24 protein-coding genes and 1 pseudogene are annotated in these 24,748 nt (G+C 33.0%); 9 read left to right on the top strand and 16 right to left on the bottom strand.

Annotated elements, in window-relative coordinates; translation table 11 throughout:
- Positions 1 to 254: ISAon1 family transposase N-terminal region protein (locus tag BMX53_RS06940; protein WP_143061407.1), on the bottom strand; the 254-nt coding region annotated here is incomplete at its 3' end.
- A gap of 69 nt (positions 255 to 323) precedes the next feature.
- On the opposite strand from BMX53_RS06940, the pseudogene BMX53_RS19415 reads away from it, so the two are divergent.
- Both BMX53_RS19415 and BMX53_RS06930 read left to right on the top strand, forming a co-directional pair.
- Positions 324 to 461 (top strand): annotated as a pseudogene (locus tag BMX53_RS19415) (YARHG domain-containing protein); the annotation flags it as partial.
- Between the two features lie 27 nt (positions 462 to 488).
- Entirely contained in the window at positions 489 to 896 is a 408-nt protein-coding gene (locus BMX53_RS06930) for a hypothetical protein (protein ID WP_074745291.1), read from the top strand.
- 78 nt (positions 897 to 974) lie between these two features.
- Here BMX53_RS06930 and BMX53_RS06925 read toward each other — a convergent pair whose 3' ends face one another.
- Positions 975 to 1,925 carry a hypothetical protein gene (locus tag BMX53_RS06925; protein ID WP_074745289.1) on the bottom strand — a complete coding sequence of 317 codons (951 nt, stop codon included), beginning with the start codon at positions 1,923 to 1,925 and terminating at the stop codon, positions 975 to 977.
- A 262-nt stretch (positions 1,926 to 2,187) separates the two neighbouring features.
- On the opposite strand from BMX53_RS06925, the gene BMX53_RS06920 reads away from it, so the two are divergent.
- The 5 genes from BMX53_RS06920 to BMX53_RS06900 all read left to right on the top strand — a co-directional run bounded on the left by BMX53_RS06920 (position 2,188) and on the right by BMX53_RS06900 (position 7,009).
- Positions 2,188 to 2,517 carry a hypothetical protein gene (locus BMX53_RS06920; RefSeq protein ID WP_074745287.1) on the top strand — a complete coding sequence of 110 codons (330 nt, stop codon included), beginning with the start codon at positions 2,188 to 2,190 and terminating at the stop codon, positions 2,515 to 2,517.
- Between the two features lie 37 nt (positions 2,518 to 2,554).
- Positions 2,555 to 4,294 carry a tetratricopeptide repeat-containing sensor histidine kinase gene (locus BMX53_RS06915; RefSeq protein WP_074745285.1) on the top strand — a complete coding sequence of 580 codons (1,740 nt, stop codon included), beginning with the start codon at positions 2,555 to 2,557 and terminating at the stop codon, positions 4,292 to 4,294.
- Positions 4,287 to 4,961 carry a response regulator transcription factor gene (locus tag BMX53_RS06910; protein ID WP_074745283.1) on the top strand — a complete coding sequence of 225 codons (675 nt, stop codon included), beginning with the start codon at positions 4,287 to 4,289 and terminating at the stop codon, positions 4,959 to 4,961. The genes BMX53_RS06915 and BMX53_RS06910 overlap by 8 nt, the downstream gene beginning before the upstream one ends.
- Positions 4,962 to 5,091: 130 nt before the next feature.
- On the top strand, positions 5,092 to 5,430 hold the full coding sequence (locus tag BMX53_RS06905; protein WP_074745281.1) for a hypothetical protein: 339 nt from the start codon (positions 5,092 to 5,094) through the stop codon (positions 5,428 to 5,430).
- Positions 5,431 to 5,560: 130 nt separating this feature from the next.
- On the top strand, positions 5,561 to 7,009 hold the full coding sequence (locus tag BMX53_RS06900) for an IS1182 family transposase (protein ID WP_074745279.1): 1,449 nt from the start codon (positions 5,561 to 5,563) through the stop codon (positions 7,007 to 7,009).
- A 218-nt stretch (positions 7,010 to 7,227) separates the two neighbouring features.
- Here BMX53_RS06900 and clpX read toward each other — a convergent pair whose 3' ends face one another.
- From clpX to BMX53_RS06830, 14 genes are all read right to left on the bottom strand, one after another.
- Positions 7,228 to 8,469, bottom strand: coding sequence for an ATP-dependent Clp protease ATP-binding subunit ClpX (clpX, locus tag BMX53_RS06895; protein WP_038984295.1), 1,242 nt, complete (start codon positions 8,467 to 8,469; stop codon positions 7,228 to 7,230).
- 3 nt (positions 8,470 to 8,472) lie between these two features.
- A complete protein-coding gene (gene clpP / locus BMX53_RS06890; protein ID WP_038984296.1) occupies positions 8,473 to 9,132 on the bottom strand; it encodes an ATP-dependent Clp endopeptidase proteolytic subunit ClpP in 660 nt (219 codons plus the stop codon).
- Positions 9,133 to 9,225: 93 nt separating this feature from the next.
- On the bottom strand, positions 9,226 to 10,548 hold the full coding sequence (gene tig, locus BMX53_RS06885; RefSeq protein ID WP_063176253.1) for a trigger factor: 1,323 nt from the start codon (positions 10,546 to 10,548) through the stop codon (positions 9,226 to 9,228).
- A 97-nt stretch (positions 10,549 to 10,645) separates the two neighbouring features.
- A complete protein-coding gene (locus tag BMX53_RS06880; protein ID WP_063176252.1) occupies positions 10,646 to 11,002 on the bottom strand; it encodes a phage holin family protein in 357 nt (118 codons plus the stop codon).
- 32 nt (positions 11,003 to 11,034) lie between these two features.
- Entirely contained in the window at positions 11,035 to 12,651 is a 1,617-nt protein-coding gene (locus tag BMX53_RS06875; protein WP_074745277.1) for an SGNH/GDSL hydrolase family protein, read from the bottom strand.
- Between the two features lie 18 nt (positions 12,652 to 12,669).
- Positions 12,670 to 13,923, bottom strand: coding sequence for an OmpP1/FadL family transporter (locus tag BMX53_RS06870; protein WP_074745275.1), 1,254 nt, complete (start codon positions 13,921 to 13,923; stop codon positions 12,670 to 12,672).
- A gap of 353 nt (positions 13,924 to 14,276) precedes the next feature.
- Positions 14,277 to 15,056 carry a glutamate racemase gene (gene murI, locus BMX53_RS06865; RefSeq protein ID WP_074745273.1) on the bottom strand — a complete coding sequence of 260 codons (780 nt, stop codon included), beginning with the start codon at positions 15,054 to 15,056 and terminating at the stop codon, positions 14,277 to 14,279.
- Positions 15,057 to 15,127: 71 nt separating this feature from the next.
- Positions 15,128 to 15,643, bottom strand: a complete 516-nt coding sequence (locus tag BMX53_RS06860; RefSeq protein ID WP_038984302.1) for an OmpH/Skp family outer membrane protein — start codon at positions 15,641 to 15,643, stop codon at positions 15,128 to 15,130.
- A gap of 33 nt (positions 15,644 to 15,676) precedes the next feature.
- Positions 15,677 to 17,029 (bottom strand): OmpH/Skp family outer membrane protein, encoded by a 1,353-nt coding sequence (locus BMX53_RS06855; protein WP_074745271.1) that lies wholly within the window; start codon positions 17,027 to 17,029, stop codon positions 15,677 to 15,679.
- Positions 17,030 to 17,059: 30 nt separating this feature from the next.
- A complete protein-coding gene (locus BMX53_RS06850; protein WP_038984304.1) occupies positions 17,060 to 19,726 on the bottom strand; it encodes a BamA/OMP85 family outer membrane protein in 2,667 nt (888 codons plus the stop codon).
- A gap of 13 nt (positions 19,727 to 19,739) precedes the next feature.
- Positions 19,740 to 20,480, bottom strand: coding sequence for an isoprenyl transferase (locus BMX53_RS06845; protein ID WP_038984305.1), 741 nt, complete (start codon positions 20,478 to 20,480; stop codon positions 19,740 to 19,742).
- The gene (porG, locus tag BMX53_RS06840; RefSeq protein ID WP_074745269.1) at positions 20,481 to 21,194 is read right to left on the bottom strand and encodes a type IX secretion system protein PorG; all 714 of its coding nucleotides are present in this window, start codon (positions 21,192 to 21,194) and stop codon (positions 20,481 to 20,483) included.
- A gap of 137 nt (positions 21,195 to 21,331) precedes the next feature.
- Positions 21,332 to 22,219: an NAD kinase gene (locus BMX53_RS06835; protein ID WP_074745267.1), complete on the bottom strand. Its 888-nt coding sequence runs from the start codon at positions 22,217 to 22,219 to the stop codon at positions 21,332 to 21,334.
- A 1-nt stretch (position 22,220) separates the two neighbouring features.
- A complete protein-coding gene (locus BMX53_RS06830; protein ID WP_063176245.1) occupies positions 22,221 to 22,889 on the bottom strand; it encodes a CBS domain-containing protein in 669 nt (222 codons plus the stop codon).
- Between the two features lie 93 nt (positions 22,890 to 22,982).
- Between BMX53_RS06830 and BMX53_RS06825 the strand changes: the two genes are divergently transcribed.
- Both BMX53_RS06825 and BMX53_RS06820 read left to right on the top strand, forming a co-directional pair.
- Complete coding sequence (locus BMX53_RS06825; RefSeq protein WP_074745265.1) at positions 22,983 to 23,696, top strand: pyridoxine 5'-phosphate synthase; 714 nt, start codon at positions 22,983 to 22,985, stop codon at positions 23,694 to 23,696.
- Positions 23,696 to 24,466, top strand: coding sequence for an alpha/beta fold hydrolase (locus tag BMX53_RS06820; RefSeq protein WP_074745263.1), 771 nt, complete (start codon positions 23,696 to 23,698; stop codon positions 24,464 to 24,466). The genes BMX53_RS06825 and BMX53_RS06820 overlap by 1 nt, the downstream gene beginning before the upstream one ends.
- Positions 24,467 to 24,748: the final 282 nt, after the last annotated feature.

Below are 24,748 nucleotides of genomic sequence, written 5' to 3'. Positions count from 1 at the left end.
GTTTTATCTAACCAACGACGACGTTTTACGTGTAAATAAACACTATTTCCTCGTAAAGGAAAGTCTTGTATTGTTATCTCATTATGGAAGCCATGAGCGATAAGGATACGGTCTTTTGCTTCGGAGGGAACCACATTTAGTTCTTCAAAATACAGATGCATAGTCTCTCCTTGTTTTACTGTTTTGATTAAATTAAAATGTTCTACCAAGAACTCTGGTAAGATCATCTTTACAAACTCAATATAGTTGTCCATCATTATTATTTATTATCAACAAAGATCTACTCTTTTTAATTCACACACAACTTTTAGGATTGATCCGAAATACTTGCAAAGAAAGGTTATGTATTTACTAATTCTAAATATTCAAACTATTTCGAACGACAAAAATGGTATAAGCCTGCTAGTTCAAATAACACTATCACACTAGATGCTAATGAAAATACATTAGTTGACTTAATTAAAAAGGTTGAAACAAAGAAAAAAGAAATGCGCGTTAAGGCCCTTAATGATTTAAAAGAGCTTAAAAAAATAGTTCATGCTAATGATAAAGTACAATTTGACAAACTTGTTCCTACCCCAGATAGAGAAGTTGAACTTATGAGTTCTTTCAAATCAATATTTGATGTATGTAGTATAGATGGCATTAATTGGACACAAAATGAAGGCCTCTATAAAGTAACTGTTGATAATGGTGATGCAATCTCTATCTATTATATCAAATTTACCAATACTCAAGTAATCTTATCCGAAGGAAGAATCAAGCACAGTGAAATATTTGGAGATTTTAGCGATGGATATTCTAGTTACCAATCAGAAGATGAATATATAATCTGGTTCTACTTCGATATGACAGATAAGGGGTTAAAATTCATTAAATACAATGTTGCTGGATAACATAACTAGATATCATTAGAATAATCGGAATAACAAAAAGAGGTCAGATAAACATCGTGTTTGTCTGACCTCATTCTGTTATGGACAATTTGGATAAATATATTTATTCAAATGATATTGTGATACAGGTTTTACTGTCTTATTTAAAGTAGGATGTGTACCATTTCCAGGGCTGCTAAAATACTCATGCTGATCTGCTCCTGTCTTAACAAACCAAACCTTAGGTTTATTATCTTTAAAAAAGGAAGTGTTACAATCTACATTAATCCTTCTAAAGCCTTTTAAGAGACTTTCATTATATCGAACAGGCATATTACCTTTATCTTGTTCATAAGCCGTCATGCCTTCTGCACAGTCGCAAGTTATATACTTATCTTCCTCCCACACGATGCATTGATCACTATCTGAAAAATATGCAACTTTAGTCACTCCATACCCTCCTCCTATTAATGCGGCGAGACTACTTATCCCAACAATGAGTTTTTTCTTTAAACTATTGTTCTGTTTACTCCCTGACAACTTAGATTCCTCTACTACTGAACTAATACCAGTAGGCACATTAACTGTTTCTAATCTATCTTCTTTCTCCTCTACAATTTCTTTCTCCTCTTCCCTGTCAACAACCTCATGAAGATCTTCTTGATTGACTTTGTTCGCGTTACCTAAATACTTGCCTAATGGTCTAGGTTCAAAGTCATAGAACAGAGCTATTATTTCAACTATAGTTTGGTTTTTGGGTGCAACCGTTTTTCCATTAAGAAAATTCTGAACGGGTTTAAACTTATCAATATCTAACTTCTGAAGGGCTGACAGAATATCCTCTAGATCACTGCTCTTAGATTTTAAAAATGTTTTTAGTATATCTCTATCACCTATCGTCAAGTCACTTCGCTTACATACACTAAAGCAATAGTCTTTTAACAAAGCTGGAGAAGGTGATAATAAAGATGTGTACTTAGACAAAAGCTTAACATTGTCAATATGTGCTTTTATACTGTCTATATAATTAGTAGATGTTAGTAAGGTCATAATTACTGTTTAATACAAAACGGTATAATCGGAATTATCAGAATCATCAGATAAACAACACATTAACCTCTTCAAGTCGACATTCCTTTGTCCTGTCGAAAATCAGATATGCGTTGTGATGTTTCAAAAGTACGAAACATTTATATGGGTTGTTTACCTGTGATATTAAAATAACAAGGAAGCCATTTTATGTCACATTTAGCAACCTGCTTCCCTCAACACAACATCTGTTTTTGACGCTTAATATTTAATGTTTTAAACGATGAAAAAAAGAGTACAATTAGCAATGCTATTAGGAACATTCACTCTAACGGTGGTTAGCTGTGATAAGGATGATAATCAACTAGAGATTAAAAAAGAGACAAAGGTTAACAGCTACAATGAAGATGAATTGGAAAAAGACTGGGGGTTACCTCCTATTAAACCTCCTAAAAAACTTAAAAGTAGTTTAAACAATGAAGAAGAAGTGGATAAAGATTGGGGGTTACCTCCTATTAAACCTCCTACAAAACTTAAAAGTAATTTTAATAATGACCAAGAACAAATAGACCACGACTGGGGATTACCTCCTATTAAACCTCCTCAAAAATAATCATATTAACCTCAAATAAAAACACTAATTTCGAAGAATGAAAAGACATCTACTAACTTTTTATTCTTCGAAATTTATTTTAAAACTATTAATAGTTTTTCTACTTACTTCATGTCATAATAAACATAAAGACACTAGTTATGCCCTAGAACTAAAGAAAGGTTATCATCATCAACAGATTGCAGATAGTTTCTATTCACTAAATCAGCTAGAAGATTCATTTAATGAATTTTTAAAATCTAACTCTTATTTTAAACAGACTGAAAAGAAAGAAAGTATTACTTACAACAATCTAAGAATAGCAACAATTTACCTAATTATTGGTGATCCAAATAGCGCTCAAGAGGTAATTACTCATGAACTACCAGATATAGATAAACAAGAAAACTCTTTTAAAGTATATATTTACACTCTACTAGCAAACTGCTATTTTGAGTTAAAAGATCACACGTCTGCTATACATTACTACAGTTTAGCAAAATCTATAGTCACATCTGAGCAAGAGAATTCTATCATTGATAATAATATTGCGGCTAGTTATATCAATCAAGAGAATAATACTCAAGCTATAAAGATTCTTAAAAGTTTAACTTCGTCTGATGTCCTTAAAAACCTTCCTTTAGAACATGCTAGAACTTTAAACAACTTGGGTAAAGCACTCTTTAAGCAAAATAACACTCAAGGGTTAAATGAACTAAAAGAATCATTAACTATACGTCTAAATAACGTAAACCAAGATGATATATTTAGAAGCTATATCACTTTAGCAGAATATTATGTTCTAAATAAAAACTATACTTCTGCATATGACTATGCTTCAAAAGCATATAATATCTCCAAAAACTTCAAAAATAAAAACGATAAATTATTAGCGTTAGAGTATTTAGTAAAATCTAATCTGAAGCAATCTCCTGAATATTTAAAAAGTTATATCGAGTTATCTAAAGAGATCTCTACTGAGAATCAAAAGGCAAAAAACCAATTTGCAAAAATTCGATATGATTTTCAACTACACGAGCAAGAAAACACCAAGCTAAAACTAGATTTACAACACAGTGAGCTAGTCTCTGCTAGAAATAAAAATGCTTTATACATTGCTCTTATTATTTTAATAACTGGAGGCTTTGTAATCTCTTTTATTTATAGAAAAATAAGGCAACGCCATAGATTAGATAAAATACAACAGGCATATTTAACAGAAACAAATATCGCTAAGAAAATACACGATGAGTTAGCTAATGATGTATTCAACACATTGACCTATACTCAGAATTTTAATCTAGAAGCGACAGAGGCTAAAAATCATTTGGTATCAGACTTAGAGTCAATCTACAAAAAAGCTAGAAATATCTCCTTACAACACAGTTCAATTGCTACTGATGGAACGTTCGCATCACACTTGACCAATCTCTTTAACGAGTATAGTACTGCCAATTGTAAAATAATTCTTTCTGGTTTAGATAAGTTCGACTTTACACTATTAGATAAGAATCAAAAAATAACCATCTACAGAGTTATACAAGAACTATTAGTCAACTTGAAGAAACACAGTATGGCAACTATTGTTGTATTCAAGTTCACTGATGATAAAAAAAGTTTTAATATTTTTTACTCTGATAATGGCGTTGGGATCATACAGGAGAACATTAAATCTAAAAACGGATTACTGAATGTGGAAAACCGTATCAAAAATATTGGAGGAACATTTACCTTTGATTCTACTAATCAATTAGGAGTAAAATATAATATCCAATTACCAAAGAAAAACTATGTTTAAGAAAATACTAGTTGTTGAAGACTATGACAGTATCAATGTTGGTATTGTACAGGCTTTAACAGATAACATACCTCAAGCAGAAATATACAGTACAAAGTACTGTGATGACGCGTGGCTAAAGATACAAGGCGCTATTAAAAACAATGCTCCCTTTGATTTAATCATTTCTGATCTTTCTTTTCAAGAAGACTACAGAGATACCAAGTTAAAAGGAGGTGCAGATCTAATAGCATTAGTCCGTCAAGAACAACCAGAATTAAAGATAATAGTCTATTCTATCGAAAACAGATATATAGAAGTAACTGACCTAATCGATCATCTGAAGGTAAATGCTTATATCAGTAAAGGGAGAAATAGTATAAAGGAATTACTAGCAGCAATTACTTACATTAAGGAAGAAGGCACCTTGCCATACTTATCCCCAGATATTAAAGAAGTAAAAGATAATCCTACTTCTTTAATTTTACAAGATGAGGATCTTACTATACTAAGACTTCTTTCTGAAGGTCATTCACAAAGTGATATCGGAACTAAACTAAAAGAAGCGGATCATACTATCACTAGTACTAGTAGCATAGAAAAAAGAATAAGTAAACTAAAGGCTTCTTTTAATGCTAAAAACACTATTCACTTAATAAGTATCGTTAAGGATTTAGGTATTATCTAAACAGTTAATTCACTTAGTGAGTATACTATTTAGATACTTTTTGACATAAATATTCACCAAATGAGGTTTTCCGTAAAACACTGCTAGAATAACCATATACTTTAGCACTTTAATTAGCTATACACTATCTATGCAAAAGTATATTTACTTATTAACAATAGTTGTTTTTATGATATTTTCAGGATGTAATGAAAGTATAGATACACCTAACAATAAACGTGAGGTTAGCCTATTTACTAAAACCGAAATAGACTCTCTCTTGACAGTTTATGATAAACATGCGAACAATTACTCCAACTTGTACAAAAAAGCTTTGTATGGTGATAAAAACGCTCTAAAATCATACTCTGACTTAATGTTAGAGATAAATGTTTTAGACAATAAACTACAGTACTTAATTAATCAAAACAAAATAGCATCTAATCAACTAAAAAAATATATGAACTTAAAAAAGAAGTTCACTCAATAAAAAATAGGCTGCCCAAATGGAGAGGGCACTGAAAAAGTCCTAATATAGTATCAGGGTTAAAATAAGAATCATTTAGATTCTTATTTTAACCCTTTGTTTTTTTAGATTTGCCTGATATATCAATAATATTATGGTAGGTCATCAAGAAACAATATCATTTAGTAAATATTCAGAGTTATACGACATGTTGGTTCCCAAAAGCAACACGCTACGAAAGATAAATGATTTAGTTGACTTCAGTTTTATCTATGAAGAGTTATCAAGTAAATACTGTTCTAATAATGGCCGAATGGCTTATTCACCTATACGCCTTTTTAAATATCTATTATTAAAGACAATATTTGATATATCCGATGTAGATGTGGTAGAACGCTCACGTTATGACTTGTCATTTAAATATTTCTTAGATATGACAATTGAAGAACCTGTCATAGACGCAAGCACCTTAACTAAGTTTAGAAAATTACGCCTTGAAGACACTAACCTTTTAGAATTATTGATTAGTAAATCTGTAGCTTTAGCAGTAGCAAAAGGAATAATCAAATCAGATTCTATAATAGTTGATGCCACACACACTCAGAGTAGATCAAATTCAACATCAGCGATAGAATTCCTAAGATATCGATCAAAGAACTTACGTAAAGTTATTTATGAGACAGATGCTAATCTAAAAGATCAATTACCTGCTAAAAATACAGAGGATAGTGTGGAAAATGAAATGGCTTATTGTAAAGCACTACTTGATTGCTTAGAAAAGAGACAAACCATTAGTAGTTTACCGAAGGTAAGTGAGAAAATCAATGTTTTAAAAGAAGCTTTAGAAGACGTGCAAGAGCAACGCGATCTTTCTAAAGATCAAGACGCTCGTATAGGATATAAGTCTAAAGAAGAATCTTTCTTAGGATACAAAACTCATATAGCTATGAGTAAAGAACGTATTATCACTGCAGCAGTAGTAACTTCGGGTGAAAAAGGAGATGGTCCAGTATTACCTACATTAATAGAAGAGTCTATTAAAAATGGAATGACTGTTAAATCTGTCATAGGAGATCGGGCATACTCTGGAAAAGACAATTTAGTATATGCAAAAGAGAATAAAATTAAGGTCATTTCTAAAGTAAACCCTGTTATTAGTCAAGGAGCAAGAAAAAAAGAAGATCAATTTGATTTTAACAAAGATGCTGATATGTTTGTCTGTCCTGCTGGTCATTTAGCTATTAGAAAGGCCACTCAAGGCAAAAAAGGAGATAACGTTAATCAAGTCAAAACATATTACTTTGACGTAGAGAAATGTAAACAATGCCCTTTAAGAGAAGGTTGTTATAAACCAGGTGCAAAAACTAAATCATATTCTGTTTCTATATCAAGTCAAACACATTTAGATCAAATAGCTTTTGAACAAACACAAGAGTTTAAAGAACAATCGAAACATCGCTACAAAATTGAAGCTAAAAATGCCGAACTAAAGAATGTACATGGATATGATACAGCGATTTCTTATGGCTTAACCTCTATGCAAATGCAAGGTGCCCTGGCTATTTTTACTGTAAACCTAAAAAGAATACTGAAATTACTATAAGGTAATCTTATAAGCTCTATTATCACGTATAAAAAAGCCTATTTATGCTTAAATAAGCTCCAATATATTTAACTCAATTTAATTAAATAAAAAGACGCTTTAAAGAAAGGTTATCTTAAACCTCTTTTAAAGCGTCTTTTTTGTGCCTATGAAAACGAGAAACTCTGAAATAGCTCACTTTTTCAGTGCTCTCCCAAATGGACAGCCTATTTTTTTATTTAAGATGCAACTTCTAATCGCTGCAATAAGTTTTTATTCAAAGCGTGAACAGTGTAATCTTTATCAACTACAAGTTCTTTTACCTCATCTTTACTAGGCAATTCATACATAGCATCAGTCAAGATAGCTTCACATAATGATCTCAATCCTCTTGCTCCTAATTTATATTCTAAAGCTTTATCTACAATGTAGTCAAGAGCTTCATCAGTAATAGAGAACTTAATACCATCCATATCAAACAATTTTTCATACTGTTTAATCAAAGCATTTTTAGGTTCAGTTAGAATCGCTCTAAGCGTAGTTCTATCTAATGGATCCATATGTGTTAACACTGGTAATCTTCCAATAATTTCAGGAATTAATCCATAATCCTTAATATCTTTAGGAATGATATATTGCATTAAATTCTTACGATCGATTAAATCTCCTTCTACAGTAGATTTATATCCAACTGCTTGCATATTTAAACGCTTAGAAATAATTCTTTCAATACCATCAAAAGCACCTCCTGCCACAAAAAGAATATCTTTAGTATTTACTTCAATAAACTTTTGATCAGGATGTTTTCTACCTCCTTTTGGTGGTACATTTACTACACTTCCCTCTAGAAGCTTTAATAGAGCTTGTTGAACTCCTTCTCCAGATACATCTCGTGTGATAGATGGATTATCACTCTTACGAGCAATCTTATCAATCTCATCGATAAAGATAATACCGCGTTCTGCTTTTTCTACATCATAATCAGCAGCTTGAAGTAACTTGGTTAAAATACCTTCAACATCCTCACCTACATAACCTGCTTCTGTTAATACAGTAGCATCTACAATAGCTAAAGGCACATTAAGCATTCTAGCAATAGTCTTCGCCACTAAAGTCTTACCTGTACCAGTTTGTCCAACCATTAAGATATTACTCTTTTCAATTTCGATGTCTTGGTCATCACCATTTAACTCTTGCAATAAACGTTTGTAGTGATTGTACACAGCTACAGACATTACTTTTTTCGTTTGATCTTGACCAATAACATATTCATCTAAGAACTCACGAATTTCCATTGGTTTCTTAAGCAATAAATCTGAAGATAAATCACCTAAGTTTTTAGATTGTTCTTCTTCAAGTACGATACCGTATGCTTGCTCTACACATCTATCACAAATATGAGCATCTATACCTGCTATTAAAATATTAGTATCAGATTTAGCACGTCCACAAAATGAACATGACATTTCGTCTTTAGCCATAAATTATTTTCTAATTAAAACCTCATCAATCATTCCATACTCTTTTGCTTCTTGAGCTATCATCCAGTAGTCACGATCACTATCATGGTGTACTTTCTCCATTGATTGTCCAGAGTGTTTAGAAATGATTTCGTATAATTCATTCTTTAATTTCAAAATCTCACGAGCTGTAATCTCAATATCAGAAGCCTGTCCTTGAGCTCCACCTAATGGTTGGTGAATCATTACACGAGAGTGAGGTAATGCAGAACGTTTACCATCAGCCCCAGCACATAATAATACTGCTCCCATAGAAGCTGCCATACCTGTACAGATAGTAGCTACATCAGGTTTGATTAACTGCATTGTATCATAGATACCTAAACCAGCATATACACCTCCTCCAGGAGAGTTAACATAGATACTAATATCTTTTTGGTTATCTACACTTTCTAAGAATAACAATTGAGCTTGAATAATGTTTGCAACATAATCATCAATAGCTGTTCCTAAAAAAATAATTCTATCCATCATCAAACGAGAGAATACATCCATAGATGCAACATTCATTTGTCTTTCTTCAATAATATAAGGAGTCATGCTACTTACGATTTTATCGTAGTACATGCTGTTTATTCCTTGGTGCTTTGTAGCGAACTTTTGAAACTCTTTACCAAAATCCATATTCTTTTTCAATTTTGTTTAATACTCAATAAAAAAATAAGCGCCTTTCTGTAGCCAGAAAGACGCTCAAATATACTTATTTTTTTTCGGATATTATTCTCCGTACATTTCCTTAACGAAATCTTTGTAAGAAACTTCTTTTACTTCAGCTTTTACTTTTTCGTTGAATAAAGCTAAAACTTTTTCATTCATTACTTGCTCAGAAATACGTCTTACCTCATCTTGGTTAGACATTACTCTAGCTACGATATCTTCTACTACTTTATCTTCAGGATCCATTTGACCGAATTGAGCCATTTGTTCTTTGATTAATTTAGTAGTGTGTTCTTTAATTTCTTCGAAGTTTAATTGTAAGTCAAATTGAGACATTACTTTTCCTTCGATTAATTGGAAACGTAAACCTTTTTCAGATTTAGCATACTCAGCAGCAGCTTCTTCAGCTGTCATTGGAGTTTCTCCAGCATCCATTAACCATTTAGTTAAGAAAGCAGCTGGTAATTCAAAAGAAGAACTGTCTAATAAGTGCTCATAAACATCGTTTAAGAACTTTTGATCAGCTTGAGCTGCGAATTGTTTCTCAGCATCTTCTTTGATTTTTTCTTTTAATTGTTCAACAGATGTTACAACACCTTCTCCGAACAATTTGTCGAATAACTCTTGGTTTAATTCAGCTTTCTCAGTTTCGTTGATTTCGTTGATAGTGAATACTACATCGATTTCTAAACCGTGAACTCTATCGTGATCAACAGCTAAAACTTCCATTAATTTGTGGTCATCTTCGAATAAACCTTTAGTACTTACAGTAACTTGGTCACCTACTTTTTTACCAATAAATTTCTTTTGGTTAGTTTTAGTTCTAATGTCGCTTACAGCGATTTTAACTTCATTGTTGATTCCCTCTTCTTCGTTAGCAAAAGTACCTACCATTTCTGAAGTTTCTTCTACTACCTCTTTAGAGATCATTTTTCCATATTGTTTTTGGATAAACTCAACTTGCTCATCAAGCATAGCATCATCAGCTACAACTTTGAACTTTTTGATTTTATTTTTACCTTCTAAGTCTAAAGTAAACTCAGGAGCTAATCCTAATTCGAAATCAAATTTTAATACATCAGCATCCCAGTTAATATCATTAGCTACTGGTAATGGGTTTCCTAAAATATCTAATTTCTCTTCTGCAAGATAATTACCTAATTTCTCTTGTAAGATTTTGTTTACTTCTTCAAATAATACAGCTTTACCGTATTGTTTAACGATTAAACTCATAGGTACTGCACCTTTTCTAAATCCTGGAACGTTTGCGTTCTTTTTGTAGTTAGATAAAACGTTATCTACATTACCTTGGTAATCTTCTTTAGCAAGCTCAATAGTTACGATTGCATTAAGAGCATCTACGTTATTTCTTGTGATATTCATTTTTGATGTATTTACATATAAAATTGGGTTGCAAAAATATATTATTTTTACAACCCAAACAACTTTTTAAGTAATTGTATTTCAACTATTAATTTTTTTATCCTCTTCTAGGCTCATCTTTTTGCAAAAAGCCATTTACTATAGATTGACAAAAAGTCAATACAATACTAAACAACATAGCGTACCAGAATCCATCTACTACAAAACCATTTACAAAATATGCTGCCGATTGTATAATCAATGCATTTATTACAAATAAAAACAATCCCAACGTCAGTATTGTTGCTGGTAAAGTAAATATTACTAATATAGGTTTCAAAAACATATTAAGAAGCCCTAATGCTACTGCTACCCATAAACCAGTTGTGAAACTATCCACATGTACTCCTGGTAAAATGTTTGCTAATAATACAACTAGTCCAGTCGTAATTAATAATCTTACAATAAATCCCATATTTAATCTTTTTGTTAAAAGTAAACAGAATTTTACTTATTACCAACTACTAATGTAGGACCTGGATAAACAGCAGGATTAACTAATGGAATATTAGCTTTATAATGTTTATTAATTGTTTTTAATATCTCTGATGCAATAAATGCATAACCTCTCGCATTTAAGTGTACTCCATCAAGAGAGAACATAACTGTATTTAAGTTCCCCATCCCTTTAAAGTAATCAGCTGTATAAATCTGACCATCTTCAACTCTTAATCCAGCTACGGCTTTGTTTAAGATATCATTCATATCTGCCACTGCTAATCCTTTACTAGCTGCTGTTGCTTTAATGATAGTATTAAAAGTAACTGTTGCTTCTTTAATATTAGCTTGCTCTACTGGATTTAATACAAATTTATCTTCGATTGGCACAGTTACCCCTTTTTTCAAGAATGAATCCATTGCAGCATTTCCAGTTTTTACTGGCAATCCAATTTGAGACTTACTAGTAAGTAACATTAAGTCTTTAGCTGTAGCATGACGAGCTTGGCCATAAGTAGCACCGATAAAAGCTATCTCAGCATCTGTAACAGGTAATGGAAATTTTCCACTTGCTACTAATCCTTTAATAGCTTGAACCAATACAGGTCCCATATCTTTTAATGTCTTATCTTGAATTAACAACGGATTAGCCTTAGTCTTGCTAAATAATTCTAAACGACTACCTTCACCTGCTGCAGTTAATATTTGCTTAAGCATTCCTACAAAAACATTTAACTGATCGATATTGTCAACCCCAATAACTTGAGGAGATAACGGATTATAAGGTACAGTTGTAAAGAATGGAATAGCTGTCACATCAGGAATAGTAGCAACCACTCCTTTAGCTCCTTGCGAAGTTAATGTAGTAGTAATTCCTTCATACACTTGTTTAAATACTCCTGCATGAGTAATATCATTAGATCCATACACTGCTGGATTTAAACCTCCTGCTTTATTTTGATCAACTCCTTCTCCACCTGAAGTCGCATATGATAATACATCATTCGCTCCAATCCAGTTAGTAAAAAATGTTGGTTTTAAACTCATTGCATCGGCTAACACAGTTGTATTATCAGATGTAGCTGTACGTACAAAGTATGGATTAGCTGTACCTTGAGTTAATCCTGCTAAACTTCCATAACCAGGTGCTATTAAGTGAAACGTTTTAGCTCCAGGTACTCCAGCATTGTGATATGCTTTTTTCTGTTGCTTACTAGCTTCTATAGTCACAGGTTTATTTATATTCTGAGGTCCTAATGGTTGTCCATCAGCTCCAGGCTGCATATTCACAATCAATTTAGACGGAAAGCCTTCATTTGGAGCTCCTGTAAATAATAATCCTCCTACATCATTAACATCATCTTCATAAGATGGTTGAGTAAATTCTCCCCCACCTACTATCTTAAACTGACCTGCTAAAATATTAGGAAAAGAGTTTTTTTGACCTGATTTAAACACAGTCCCATCCATAAACCCAGATGTAAGTGAATTACCTACTGCTACATAAGAGCTAAAATTAGCCTCTCCTGCACTATACGTACTTGAGTCAATTTCATCCTTAATAGAAGGTTCACAAGAAGCTAATACAGCTATCGCTGGTAATAGTAATAAATATCTTTTTTTCATGATTTCTTCTTAATTAAATTAAAAACTATAGCTTACTCCAATACCTCCACTAGTTACAGCAGATTTATATGTTCCACCGAAAGACACATTATGTCCATCTTCCATATAGTAATCATAAGAACTATTAGTATCACTGAAATGTAGGTAACTGAATGACAAGTCTATTCCGATACCATTCTTAAATTTATAACTAAGACCTCCTGTATATGCACGTGAATCATTACGTGGTGTTTCTGGAGCGAAGTATCCTTTTTGTACAGGGCTCTCATCATAATACCAACCAGCTCTTAATGTCAATTGTTCATTCATTGTATATTGAACTCCTAAACGGTAAGTACTTGAGTCTTTGTAATTACGAGGGTTTACTGAAGTACCAATAGCTGGATTATCAACAAAATCAATAGTTAAAGCTTTATAAGCTGTCCAGAATGATCTATTGTAATCGAATGCAAATAACCATTTATTCCACGTATAAGATGCCCCTACAGTTAACTCTGCTGGTAATGGCATCTCAGCTTTTATCGTACCGTCTTTAAAGATACTTTGACCAAATCTAGGTACGTTTTCAAATTTAGACTTTCCACTAGTCTCGTTCATAATAATTTTAGAACGATAGTTAAGTCCTAAACGCAAATGATCATCCACGTTTACTAAATAACCTGCAGTCCATCCCCATGCAGTTACATTCTTAGCTTCTACTGTTACATTTGTTCTATTTCCTTGCTCATCCGTCATACTACGAGATAAGTTCTTATTGAATGTAACTCCACCATTTACGAATATAGGTCCCCCTCCAAAACTGAAGTGTTTACTAACCTTAATCGCTACAGTTGGTTGAAAATAGATAGCTTTTAAATCAATATTATTAACTAAATGAGATCCCTGCCAATCCTTATCCCACTCTACTTTACTTCCATATGGTGAATACACAGCTAAACCAACTGTCATCCAATCAGTTGCTTTGTAACTTCCATATAAATAAAAAGGTGTTCCTGGATTACGAGTCTCATTTTCCCATCCATAAGTTTTATTTTGGAATTTAGTGTCAGCTACTAAGTAACTAACCCCTCCTGATATATCAAACTTATTTTCCGAATAAACAGATGCAGCAGGGTTAAAGAATAAAGATTCCGCACCATTGCTTATGACTGCTACTCCTGTATGTCCCATTGCAAGTTGTTTATTCCCTTGCATTGCAACTCTATATCCACCAGCAAAAGCAGACGTAGATAACAAAGTAAGCAAAGACAGTGATAATAATTTTCTTATCATAATTGACTGTTATTTATAATTCGTTTATTTCAAATATATACAGTTCTTATAGTTTTACAAATATTTAAGTCCATTTTTAACATTCGTAATTTTACTTTTTCATTATTATTAAAATAAAAAGCAATATCAATCAATTTCAAAAGCATTTATTAATAAAAACAAACAATTATGCATGCATACATTAACACCTCATACCTCTATCCTCTAATATAGTTTTTGAAATTTCCATAAAACACTGATTATCTATCTAGTAAAAAGATTATTACACCCCAAAAAAATACTCCAAATCAATATAAACAAAAAAAGAGATAAGCTTTCACTCATCTCTTTTACTATTTTATCAATACTATTTACTAGAAATCTCTATACTCAACAACACTTGCTTCTGGGACAAAGCTCTTCAATATAGTAACATCTGTATTACTATAAAAACAACTATTACCAAGATCATTCCTCGTAGTAAGTAAATCTAATTCTTCCAATACTTTTCTAGTCTGTTTTGCCACAGCTCTACCTGAATCAATTATCTTAATATCACTTGGAATTAGCGTTTCTATTATAGGAATTAAATAAGGATAATGAGTACACCCCAACACTAGAGTATCTATCCCTTGTTCTACCATAGGATCAAGATATGTCTTCAATAAATCTATCATTTCAGGAGAATGCAATCTTCCTGTTTCAATAAGAGTAACTAGTTCAAACCCTATTTGCTCTATAATCTGAGTTTCAGGATACTGTTTAACCTTAGAAGCAAAGAAGTCACTTGTAATCGTTCCTTTAGTCGCTAAAATACCAATCTTTGAAGTCTTACTTAAAATAGTAGCAGGCTTTATAGCGGGTTCTATCCCTATAATTGGTACATTATACTTAGCTCTCATCTCTGCAATAGCCATTGTTGTAGCCGTATTACAAGCCACTACAATGATTTTACAATCAAGAGAAAGAAGATAATCTATATTTTTACATGATAACTCTACTATCTCCTGCTTAGGTCTAACACCATAAGGAGCATAAAGTTGATCACCTATATACATAGTATTTTCATTTGGCATCAAGAGGTTAATCTCTCGCCATATAGTAGTACCTCCTATACCAGAGTCAAATATTCCTATTGGATTGTTTTTAGTCATATACAAATATAAAAAAACCACCCTAAATTATAGAGTGGTTTTTAATTATGTTTATCCGTTTTGAACTAAAATTAGTTTACACCTAATTCTTTTTTCACATCAGCTAAAATGTTAGTTCCATTAGCTAATAATACTCCAGAACCAGTAGAAGAATCTAATACATACTCAAATCCTTTTGCTTTTCCAACTTTTTGAATAGCTGCTAAAGCTTTCTCTAAGATTGGTTGAGTTAACTCAACTTCTTTCTTTTGAAGTTCTTGTTGAGCTGTATTTTGGAACTCTTGAATTCTTTGTTGTAATTGGTCGATTTCTTTAGCTCTCTCTTCGTTTTTAGCGTCACCAGCTGTAGCTGCTTCACCTTGATATTTTTGAATCTTAGTTTGGTATTCAGACATCATAGTTGAGAAATTTTTCTCATATCCTTCACCGATTTTCTTTAATTCTGCTTGAGCATTTTTCATTGCTGGTAATTCAGCCATTAAAGCTCTTGCGTCAACGTGTGCTACTTTAGATTGAGCCATTACAGCAGTTGAACTCACTCCGAAAAATAATGCAGCTGCAATTAATAAAGATTTCATTTTTCTCATCTTTCTCGATTTTTGATTTATTTTATTGTTATTCTATCTTTTACTAGCTTCTTCAGCTTGTCTTCTAGCTTCCTCTTGTTTTTGCAAGATCATTTGCTTTCTTTCTTCTTGTTCTTTAATGGCCCTCTGTCTACGTTCCTCATCTCTACGCTGAGCCTCTTCGATCATTTCTTGTCTACGTTTTAAAGCTTCTTCTTTTTTACGTTGATCCTCAGCTGCCCTCTTCTCTTGTGCTAAACGACGTTCTTCCATTAACTTTTCGATATCTACAGAACTCTTTTTAGAGTTACGCTCTAGAGCTTCTCGTTTTCTACGCTCCATCTCGTCTCTTAGTTTTTGCTCTTTTTCTGCTTTTATCTTATCTGCTTCATCTTTCTGAGACTGCATTTCTTTAATGCGTTCCTGCTTCATCTGTTCTTTTCGTTCAGCAGTTTCTTTTCTCTTCTGTTCAGCTTCCTCTTCTCGTTTCTTTATTTCTTCTCTTTGCTTTTCTACTTTTTCTTCAGTAGTTGGCCCAGATTTAGTTTCAGAACGTTTACTCTCCGCTTCCTCTCTACGTCTTCTCAACTCTTCATTGCGAGCATTTATTCTCTCCTGACGTTCCTTTTCTTGTTGAGCCTGACGGTCTAGTTGTGCTTTGATTTGATCCTCTCTGCGTTTCTTAAGTTCCTGCTCCTTCTGATAGTTTACATCATTTGCTAACTCTTCTTGTCGCTTCTTCTCTTCTTGACGCATTCGCTTCTCAGCTTCTTCCTTAAGCCTTGCTTGTTCCTCACGTCTCATTTGTCTAAGAGACATTGCATCTTCTTTCTGCTCTTCTTCTTCTACAGCTCTTGCTTCTGATTTAGTCATTCCTTGTTTACGTCTAGCTGTTGCTAATCTACGCAAAACTAAGTCGCTAATATCGTGCTTTTTTGTAGCAATTACCATAGTTGCTTCAGTATTTTTATCTAACACGTAATCAAATTTCCTAGCTTCTGCTATATCCTCCACCACAGCGAATACTTGATCCTGGATTGGCTTAGCTAACATAATCTTTTGTGTTATCAAATCCCCTGAAGTACCAAAGCGCTTCTGTTGATATTGAAAAAGTTCATCCTCTAAAATAGAAATCTCTTCTTCTTTTTCATCAATAAGTTCTCTAGTCAACAAAATTCGCTCTGCTGCCAAATTATCTTTCAGCTTCTTTATCTCAGCTTTCTTCTTATCAACATCAGATTTCCATGTACCAGCTCTTTCGTCTAACTGGCCTGTTGCTTCTATATACTCAGGAGTCTGGCTTAATATGTACTCCATATCAATGTAAGCCACACGAGCACTTCCTCCTTGTGCAAAAGAAATTACTATACCAAAAATACTAAAAATTAAAGCTAAATACGTTCTCATTCTAAATCAGTTTTTTATGCAACTAGTACATTAAAACGATTGTCCAAGAATAAAGTGTGTTTGGAATCCACTCTTTTGATTTGTTCCAGGAACCGAATCGAACCCATATCCAAAGTCAATACCTAATAATCCAAACATTGGCATAAAGACTCTCACACCAAATCCGGCAGATCTCTTTAATTCAAATGGGCTATAAGTTTTAAACGACTCAAATGAGTTACCTGCTTCAGCGAATGTCAATACATAAACTGATGCACTAGGCTTTAATGTAATAGGGTAACGTAATTCTAACGTAAATTTATTGTAAATAGTACCTCCAATTTGTTCTCCTCTATCATTATATGGTGTCAATGTCTGGTTTTGGTAACCTCTCAATTGAATTACCTCACGTCCATCTAACGAATAATTCGCTAATCCATCACCTCCAACATAGAATCTTTCAAATGGAACTACTCCACGATTACTGTTGTAAGCTCCCATAAATCCAAACTCAGCTAATGTACGTACAACTAATTTATCATAGATAGTAGTATACCAGTCTCCTTTAAATTTAAGTTTATAATACTCTAACCAGTTAAATTTCTTTTGGTCAACTTTACTTACATCTGCAGTAGCATCTTCCCAATTATTTACTGGTCTATAGTTTGAATCTAAATATGTACCTGCAGGTATAGCTGCTCCAGTAGCTGGATCAATAGCACCTTCCTTAGCACGTAATTTATACTCTTGTTGATTACCTAAATTTTTATAATCTACATTGTTAAACAATGAATATGGAGCTGTGAACTTACCACTAATACTAAAGAAAGAACCATAAGTAGGGAAGATTGGGTCATTACCACGGTTATCTCTTCTCAATTCTATCTGATATGCTAAGTTACGAGACTCTCCATCTCCGAATGTAAATAATCCAGTATTATAGTTTTTCATATTATAATATTGGAAACTCAATGTATGTGATAATACGAAGTTATCATCTGGAACATTTAATTGTTTAGCAACTCCAAACTGAACTGTAGTAATATCAAATCCTCTACTTCTATCTGTACGACGATTCACGTAGTCATATAAGTTTTGTGTACTATATGCTACTGTACCGAAGAAGTTAATAGGTTTACGTCCACCAAACCAAGGTTCAGAGAAACTTAAACTATATGTTTGGTAGTATGAACTACCTTGTAAACGTAGAGCTAATGATTGTCCATCTCCCATTGGGAAAGGCTTATAAGACTTTTTATTAAATATATTTCTCAATGAGAAGTTATTAAACGAAAGTCCTAATGTACCGATGAATCCTCCACCACCGTAACCACCTTGTAATTCTACCTGGCTAGATCCTTTTTCAGTTACTTGCCAATCGATATCAACTGTTCCTGAACTTGGATCAGCATTCTTTACATCTGGTACAATAGCTTGAGCATCGAATATATTTAACCCTCCTAATCTACGGATAGTCTCCATTACTAGAGCTTTACTCCATGTCTCTCCAGGACGAGTTCTAAGATCTCTATGAATTACGTGATCATGTGTATTGTCGTTACCAGAAGCTGTAATATTATTAAACTTAGCAATTGGACCTTCTACAATACGCACCTCAAAATCAATCGTATCATTCGCAGTCTTAACCTCTACAGGGTTAACATTAGAGAATAAATATCCATTGTTTTGATACACGTTAGTAACACTATAAGCATCAGGATTCGTTTTATCATCAATACGCTTATCTAACAAGATACCGTTGTAAACTTCTCCTTTGTCTATACCTAATACTTGTTTTAACTGACTATTAGTATATACTGTATTACCAATGAAACGAATATCACCGAAGTAATATTTGTTACCTTCAGTAACATCAATATTAATTTTCATTCTATTAGTAGCAGGATCATAACTCGTAGTATCAGCGATAACACGAGCATCGCGATATCCATTTTCTTTATACTTATCTACGATCTTTAATAGATCCTCTTCATACTTAGCTTTGATAAACTTAGAAGGTTTGAAGATACGTAATGGGTTAAAAGGACTGCGTTGTTTCGTTTCCTTCATTGCCTTTTTAAGCTTCTTATCTGTCAATTGAGAGTTACCATTAAAAGTAATCTCGTCGATACGCACTTTCTTACCTTTATCTACACCTACTACTAAATCAACTTTTCTATTAGTTGAATCAGTAACGATAGTATTTAAAGTAACTTTAGTGTTATAGTATCCGTCTTTCTTATATTTATTTAACAAGAAGTACTTCGTTGTAGACAAGAAGTTATCATTAACGATTTTTCCTCTAGTTAACTTAGCTTCTTTTATAAGTGCTTCAGACTTTGCCTTTTTATAACCTTTTATCTTAACACTGTTAAGACGTGGCAATTCATTAATCGTTAATTCGATATTTATAGTATCGCCAACTACAGATGTTTCATAGAAGTTAATATCTGTAAAAGAACCAACACCCCATAGCTTTTTTAAAGCATGAGAAAGTTCTTCCCCTGGCACTGCTATTTTTTGGCCTTTTGAAAGTCCCGTAAAAGTAACTATCGTTTGTGGATTTAAGCTGTATTTTCCTGTCACAGTTATATCTCCTAAAGTATAGATCTTAGGAGCTTCAAAAGAAGGGGCTTTTATACTATCCTGTGCGTTTGCATGAGTGTATATTAAACCTGCGATAAACAGTGCAAAAAGAGATGTACCTTTTTGAAACATTAGATTCGGTTTTTTATTTTATTTGTTCACTTGTTTTTCCAAACCTTCTTTCTCTACCTTGGTAGACTAGAAGGGCTTTATAAAGTTCTTCTTCCGTAAAATCCGGCCACAGAACTTCTGTAAAATATAGCTCAGAATAAGCGATTTGCCATAGTAGGAAATTACTGATTCTTTGCTCTCCACTTGTTCTAACTAACAGATCTACATCAGGTAGAGCATTCGTGTAAAGATGATTATTAATAACTGATTCATCAATATCAGCCTCCGAAATTAAGTTATTTTTAACTTTAAATGAAATTTCTTTTACAGCATTTACGATTTCAGCTCTAGAACCATAACTCAATGCTAACGTCAAAGTCAGGCGAGTATTGTCCTTAGTAAGCTCCATCACCTCTTGCAATTGTTTATATGCCTTTTCAGGCAATTGACTTAAGTCTCCTATTGCATTAAGTTTAATGTTGTTTTTAATAAAAGTTGGTAATTCCTTTTTCAGTGACTTCACTAAAAGCTTCATTAACATATCTACCTCTAGCTTTGGGCGATTCCAATTTTCAGTAGAGAAAGCATATAAAGTTAAATGCCCTATTCCTAATTCTGTACAAGCCTTAATAGTTGAACGCACAGATTTTACGCCATTCTCATGACCTAAGGATCTTAAGAACCCTTGTTTCTTTGCCCATCTTCCATTGCCATCCATAATGATAGCTAAGTGATTAGGTAAGTTGTTTGTATTAATTTGCTCTTTTAAATTCATTTAATCTGCGCAATAACATGGATTTTTTCCAAATGTATAACTTATTGATATACCTGAGTAAAAAAACCAATCATTTCCATTTTTTCCAAAACTATATGATTTTCTATTTGCTCCAGTAGGGCTACTACCATCTAAGTTATTAGTAAAGGTATAATGTGCAGCCACCTCAGCATTTAGATTTATTTGCGGAGTAAGTCTTAATTTTAATCCACCTGCAAAGGGAATTGCTATCGAATTCTTCTTATCTCCTTTTACTAAATCTACACTAGTAGACTCAAATCCCTCGATAGGGGTTGTCGGCCTAAAGTATAAATCGTTATATCTGATTCCCGATACTCCAACAAACAAATATGGAGTAAAACCAAAGTTCTCTTCGTGTAAATCAAACTCAAAGAAATTAAACTCTACTCCAACTGACAATTGTTGTACAGTATTTGTAAAGCTATATCCTCTTTCCTTTCTACTTCCCATATCTGATTTAGCATCATCACCTAATATAGAGTGATTAGAATAGCTAAATCTAAAAGAGTGTCGAGGACTTCTATTCCAACGGTAAAATATATTATATCCTATATCCTTTGGTGCTATATATTGAGTAGAACCAATATCTCCTACATAATTAGAGCCACCTATCCCAACACCTATTTCGTGAATTTGAGCCTGTGCTATAACTGATGTAAGTAACAGTAGTAGAGATATAAGAATTTTATTCATTCTGTTAAAATAATTTACAAATATAGTAATATAGACATTTAAAAGTCTTTTTTTTTCTCACTGTTTACCACTATGTGTAGTATCCATTGTGTTTTAAACGTTCAAATTACTTAAAAAGTATATTGTTTACTGAGTTTTTAGTTTCTTTTATCTTCTCCCCACAATAATTTGTTTCTCAATGTTTTTATAAAACTTTGAGTTGGGAACTCTACTAAATCAACTGTAAATGGTGCTTTAGTAATAATCACCTCTGTATCGTTATCTACTGCCTTCGTAGTTGTATCTAGCGACACTAAAAACTGCTTCTCTCTAGAACTAACTTTTAATTTTATAGTTAAGTTATCTCGTATTACTAATGGCCTTACATTTAAATTATGTGGTGCCAATGGAGTTAAAACAAAACATCCTGTCTCTGGCTCGATAATAGGCCCTCCACAACTCAATGAATATCCTGTAGATCCAGAAGGTGTAGAGATAATTAAACCGTCAGCCCAATAAGTCGCTAAAAACTCGTCATCTAAATACGTCTCTACTGTAATCATAGACGTAGTATTCTTTCTAGAAACGGTAACCTCGTTTAACGCATACTGAATATCAAAAGTGTTATTCTCTTCAGGTTGACAATTTAAGCTCAATAGAGATCTTTTTGATCTCTTAAATTTATTCTCAAACAATAAAGGAATGTGTTCCTCTAAATTATCGTGTTGTACATTAGCCAAAAATCCTAATCTTCCTGCATTAATCCCTACAATAGGAATATCTGTATTCTTAATAAAATTAGCAGCACGCAGCATCGTTCCATCACCTCCTACACTAATAAAAAAATCGACTTCACTAGTCAAAGGGTTATTTGTTCCAAACGTCTCGTATTCTTTTTCAAGAATACCTTGTTCATTCAATAGACTGTAAAACTGTTCTTCAAAAATCACTTCTGTATTCTCGTGTTTCTGAAATAGGTTAAACAACCTACGTACAATATTCTGTACTATAGGTTTAGCAGTCTGTCCATAAATCGCAAACTTCATATTATATGTTTAGATATTTATTAAGGTATTCTGTTCTCTCTTTAAGATCATTGATATGAGTATCTTCAGAAAGAGTACTAACTATGTCATACCCATAGCGTCTTAGATCATCTAAGATTGTTTTAGTATTTACACTATTTGTTTTTACTAACATCTGCGCTCTATAATTATTGTTTGACAACAACATTAAGCCTATCACCTTAGCATTATTACTTTCAATAATTTGTGATATTTCAGAAAAACTATAGTCTTCATATCCTTTTTCGATAACAAATGTAGTACCACGTTCTTCAAAAAACAACGTTTTACTCCATTCATTAAGCAAATATTCTCGATTATAAACTCCTTTAATATGACCTTCTTCGTCTAGTAAGGGAATCATATTCGTATCACATTGACTAAATAAGTCAAAGAAATCAAAAGGATTCAGGTTTGAAGATTCTAACAAATAGAACTTGTCTAGATCATACATCACATCCTGTATACTGCTTTCTTCATCAGCAGTATAGATATCTTCTGTATTTATGTTACCTATCCATATCTCATCCATATTCACAACTGGGATATGTGAATAATTGCTTTTTTCTAGAAGCGGAAGAATATCTTTTACAAGAGTATTCAGTTTACAGACTGGATAATCTGTCAATAGAAAGAAGTCAGGAGATAACATAATTTAAGTTCTTATTTAGAAGTGCAAAATAATCAAAAATAAAACAATAGACGTTAATTATAGTTTGTATTTTTGTCTTTAAAACTTAATTTTATGACTAAGCTATCTGTTAATATCAACAAAATTGCTACTCTAAGAAACTCAAGAGGAGGAGATGTTCCTAATTTATTGCAAGTAGCCAAAGATGTACAAAAGTTCGGTGCTCAAGGAGTAACTATACATCCAAGACCTGACGAAAGACATATCCGTTATCAAGATGCTCGTGACCTAGTAGATGTAGTCTACACTGAATATAACATAGAAGGTAATCCTATGGACAACTTCTTAAACTTAGTATATGAGTGTGCTCCTACTCAAGTAACTTTAGTTCCAGATGCTGTAGATGCACTGACATCTAATGCTGGATGGGATACTATCAAGCACAAAGCATTTCTACAAGAAGTAATCCAAGAATGTAAATCTCGTAATATCCGTACTTCTATCTTCGTAGACCCTGTATTAGAAATGATAGAAGGTGCTAAAGTAGTAGGTGCTGATCGTATAGAGTTATATACTGAACACTTCGCGGCAGAATATGCTAAAGGAAATGAGAAAGCAATCATCCCTTATACTAAAGCTGCAGAACTAGCAAACGAATTAGGATTAGGAGTAAATGCCGGGCATGATCTTAGCCTTGACAATATCGAGTTCTTTAAAAACAATATTCCTAACCTGTTAGAGGTATCTATAGGACATGCTTTAATATCAGAATCTCTTTACTTAGGTCTAGAGAATGTAGTAAACATGTATATCAGAAAATTACAATAATGACAGAAATCTTATATTCTAAAATAGAAGGTGAAGGTATTCCATTAATCGTAATGCACGGATACATGGGAATGTCTGACAACTGGAACACCTTCGGTAAACAAATGGCTGAAATAGGGTACGAAGTACACCTATTAGACCTTAGAAACCACGGTCGCAGTTTTCATTCAGATGATTGGTCTTATGACTTTATGGTTGAAGATATTGTTCGTTATATGGATCATCACGCTATGTGTGACGCTGTAGTATTAGGCCATTCTATGGGAGGTAAAGTAGCTATGAAATTAGCAACTCGCTACCCTGCTAAAGTGGAGAAACTTATTGTAGCTGACATATCACCTAGGAGTTATGCACCTCATCATCAAGATATCCTAGCTGCTCTTAATGCTGTAGACTTCTCTACTAAACCAAGTAGAAAAGAGGTAGAAGAGATCATCGCTTCTCATATTTCTGAAGTTGGTACACGTCTATTCTTAATGAAGAGTTTATACTGGGTTGAGCCAGGTCAACTAGGCTTCAGATTTAACCTAAACGCATTTAATAAGAATGAAGATGTAGTAGGTGAAGGCGTTGAAGATGGTGCAGAGTACACGGGTAATACTTTATTTATCAGAGGGGGTAACTCTAAATATATCCAAGAGAAAGATGAAGTACTTATCAAAGAACACTTCCCTAACTCTATCATCAAGACTATTCCTAATACAGGACACTGGTTACACGCAGAGAACCCTCAAATGTTTTTTGACATCGTCAAAGAGTTCTTAAACTAGACATAGATAAACTGTTTACAGTTTTATACAATATGAAAAGGTCGGATATTTATTATCCGACCTTTTCGTTTTATAATATGCATTACATACTGCAATATTCCTCATAAAACAGTTACATTGTGTGACACGCAAAGTATTGCGTCTGTACCTTTGTGGAATTTCGAGTGTGATCCTTCCTTCTTCAGGATGACAAACTGCAACTAGAATAATCTTTATTAATTACGCACCTGCTCTGCGAAATCTCATAACATAGTTTGTGGTTACTAGGTGGTAGACGCAAAG

The sequence above is a fragment of the Myroides marinus genome (genome assembly GCF_900109075.1).
Lineage (GTDB): Bacteria > Bacteroidota > Bacteroidia > Flavobacteriales > Flavobacteriaceae > Flavobacterium > Flavobacterium marinum_A.
Note: the sequence above shows the minus strand (reverse complement) of the source record. Positions and strands in the feature narration are given on the sequence as shown.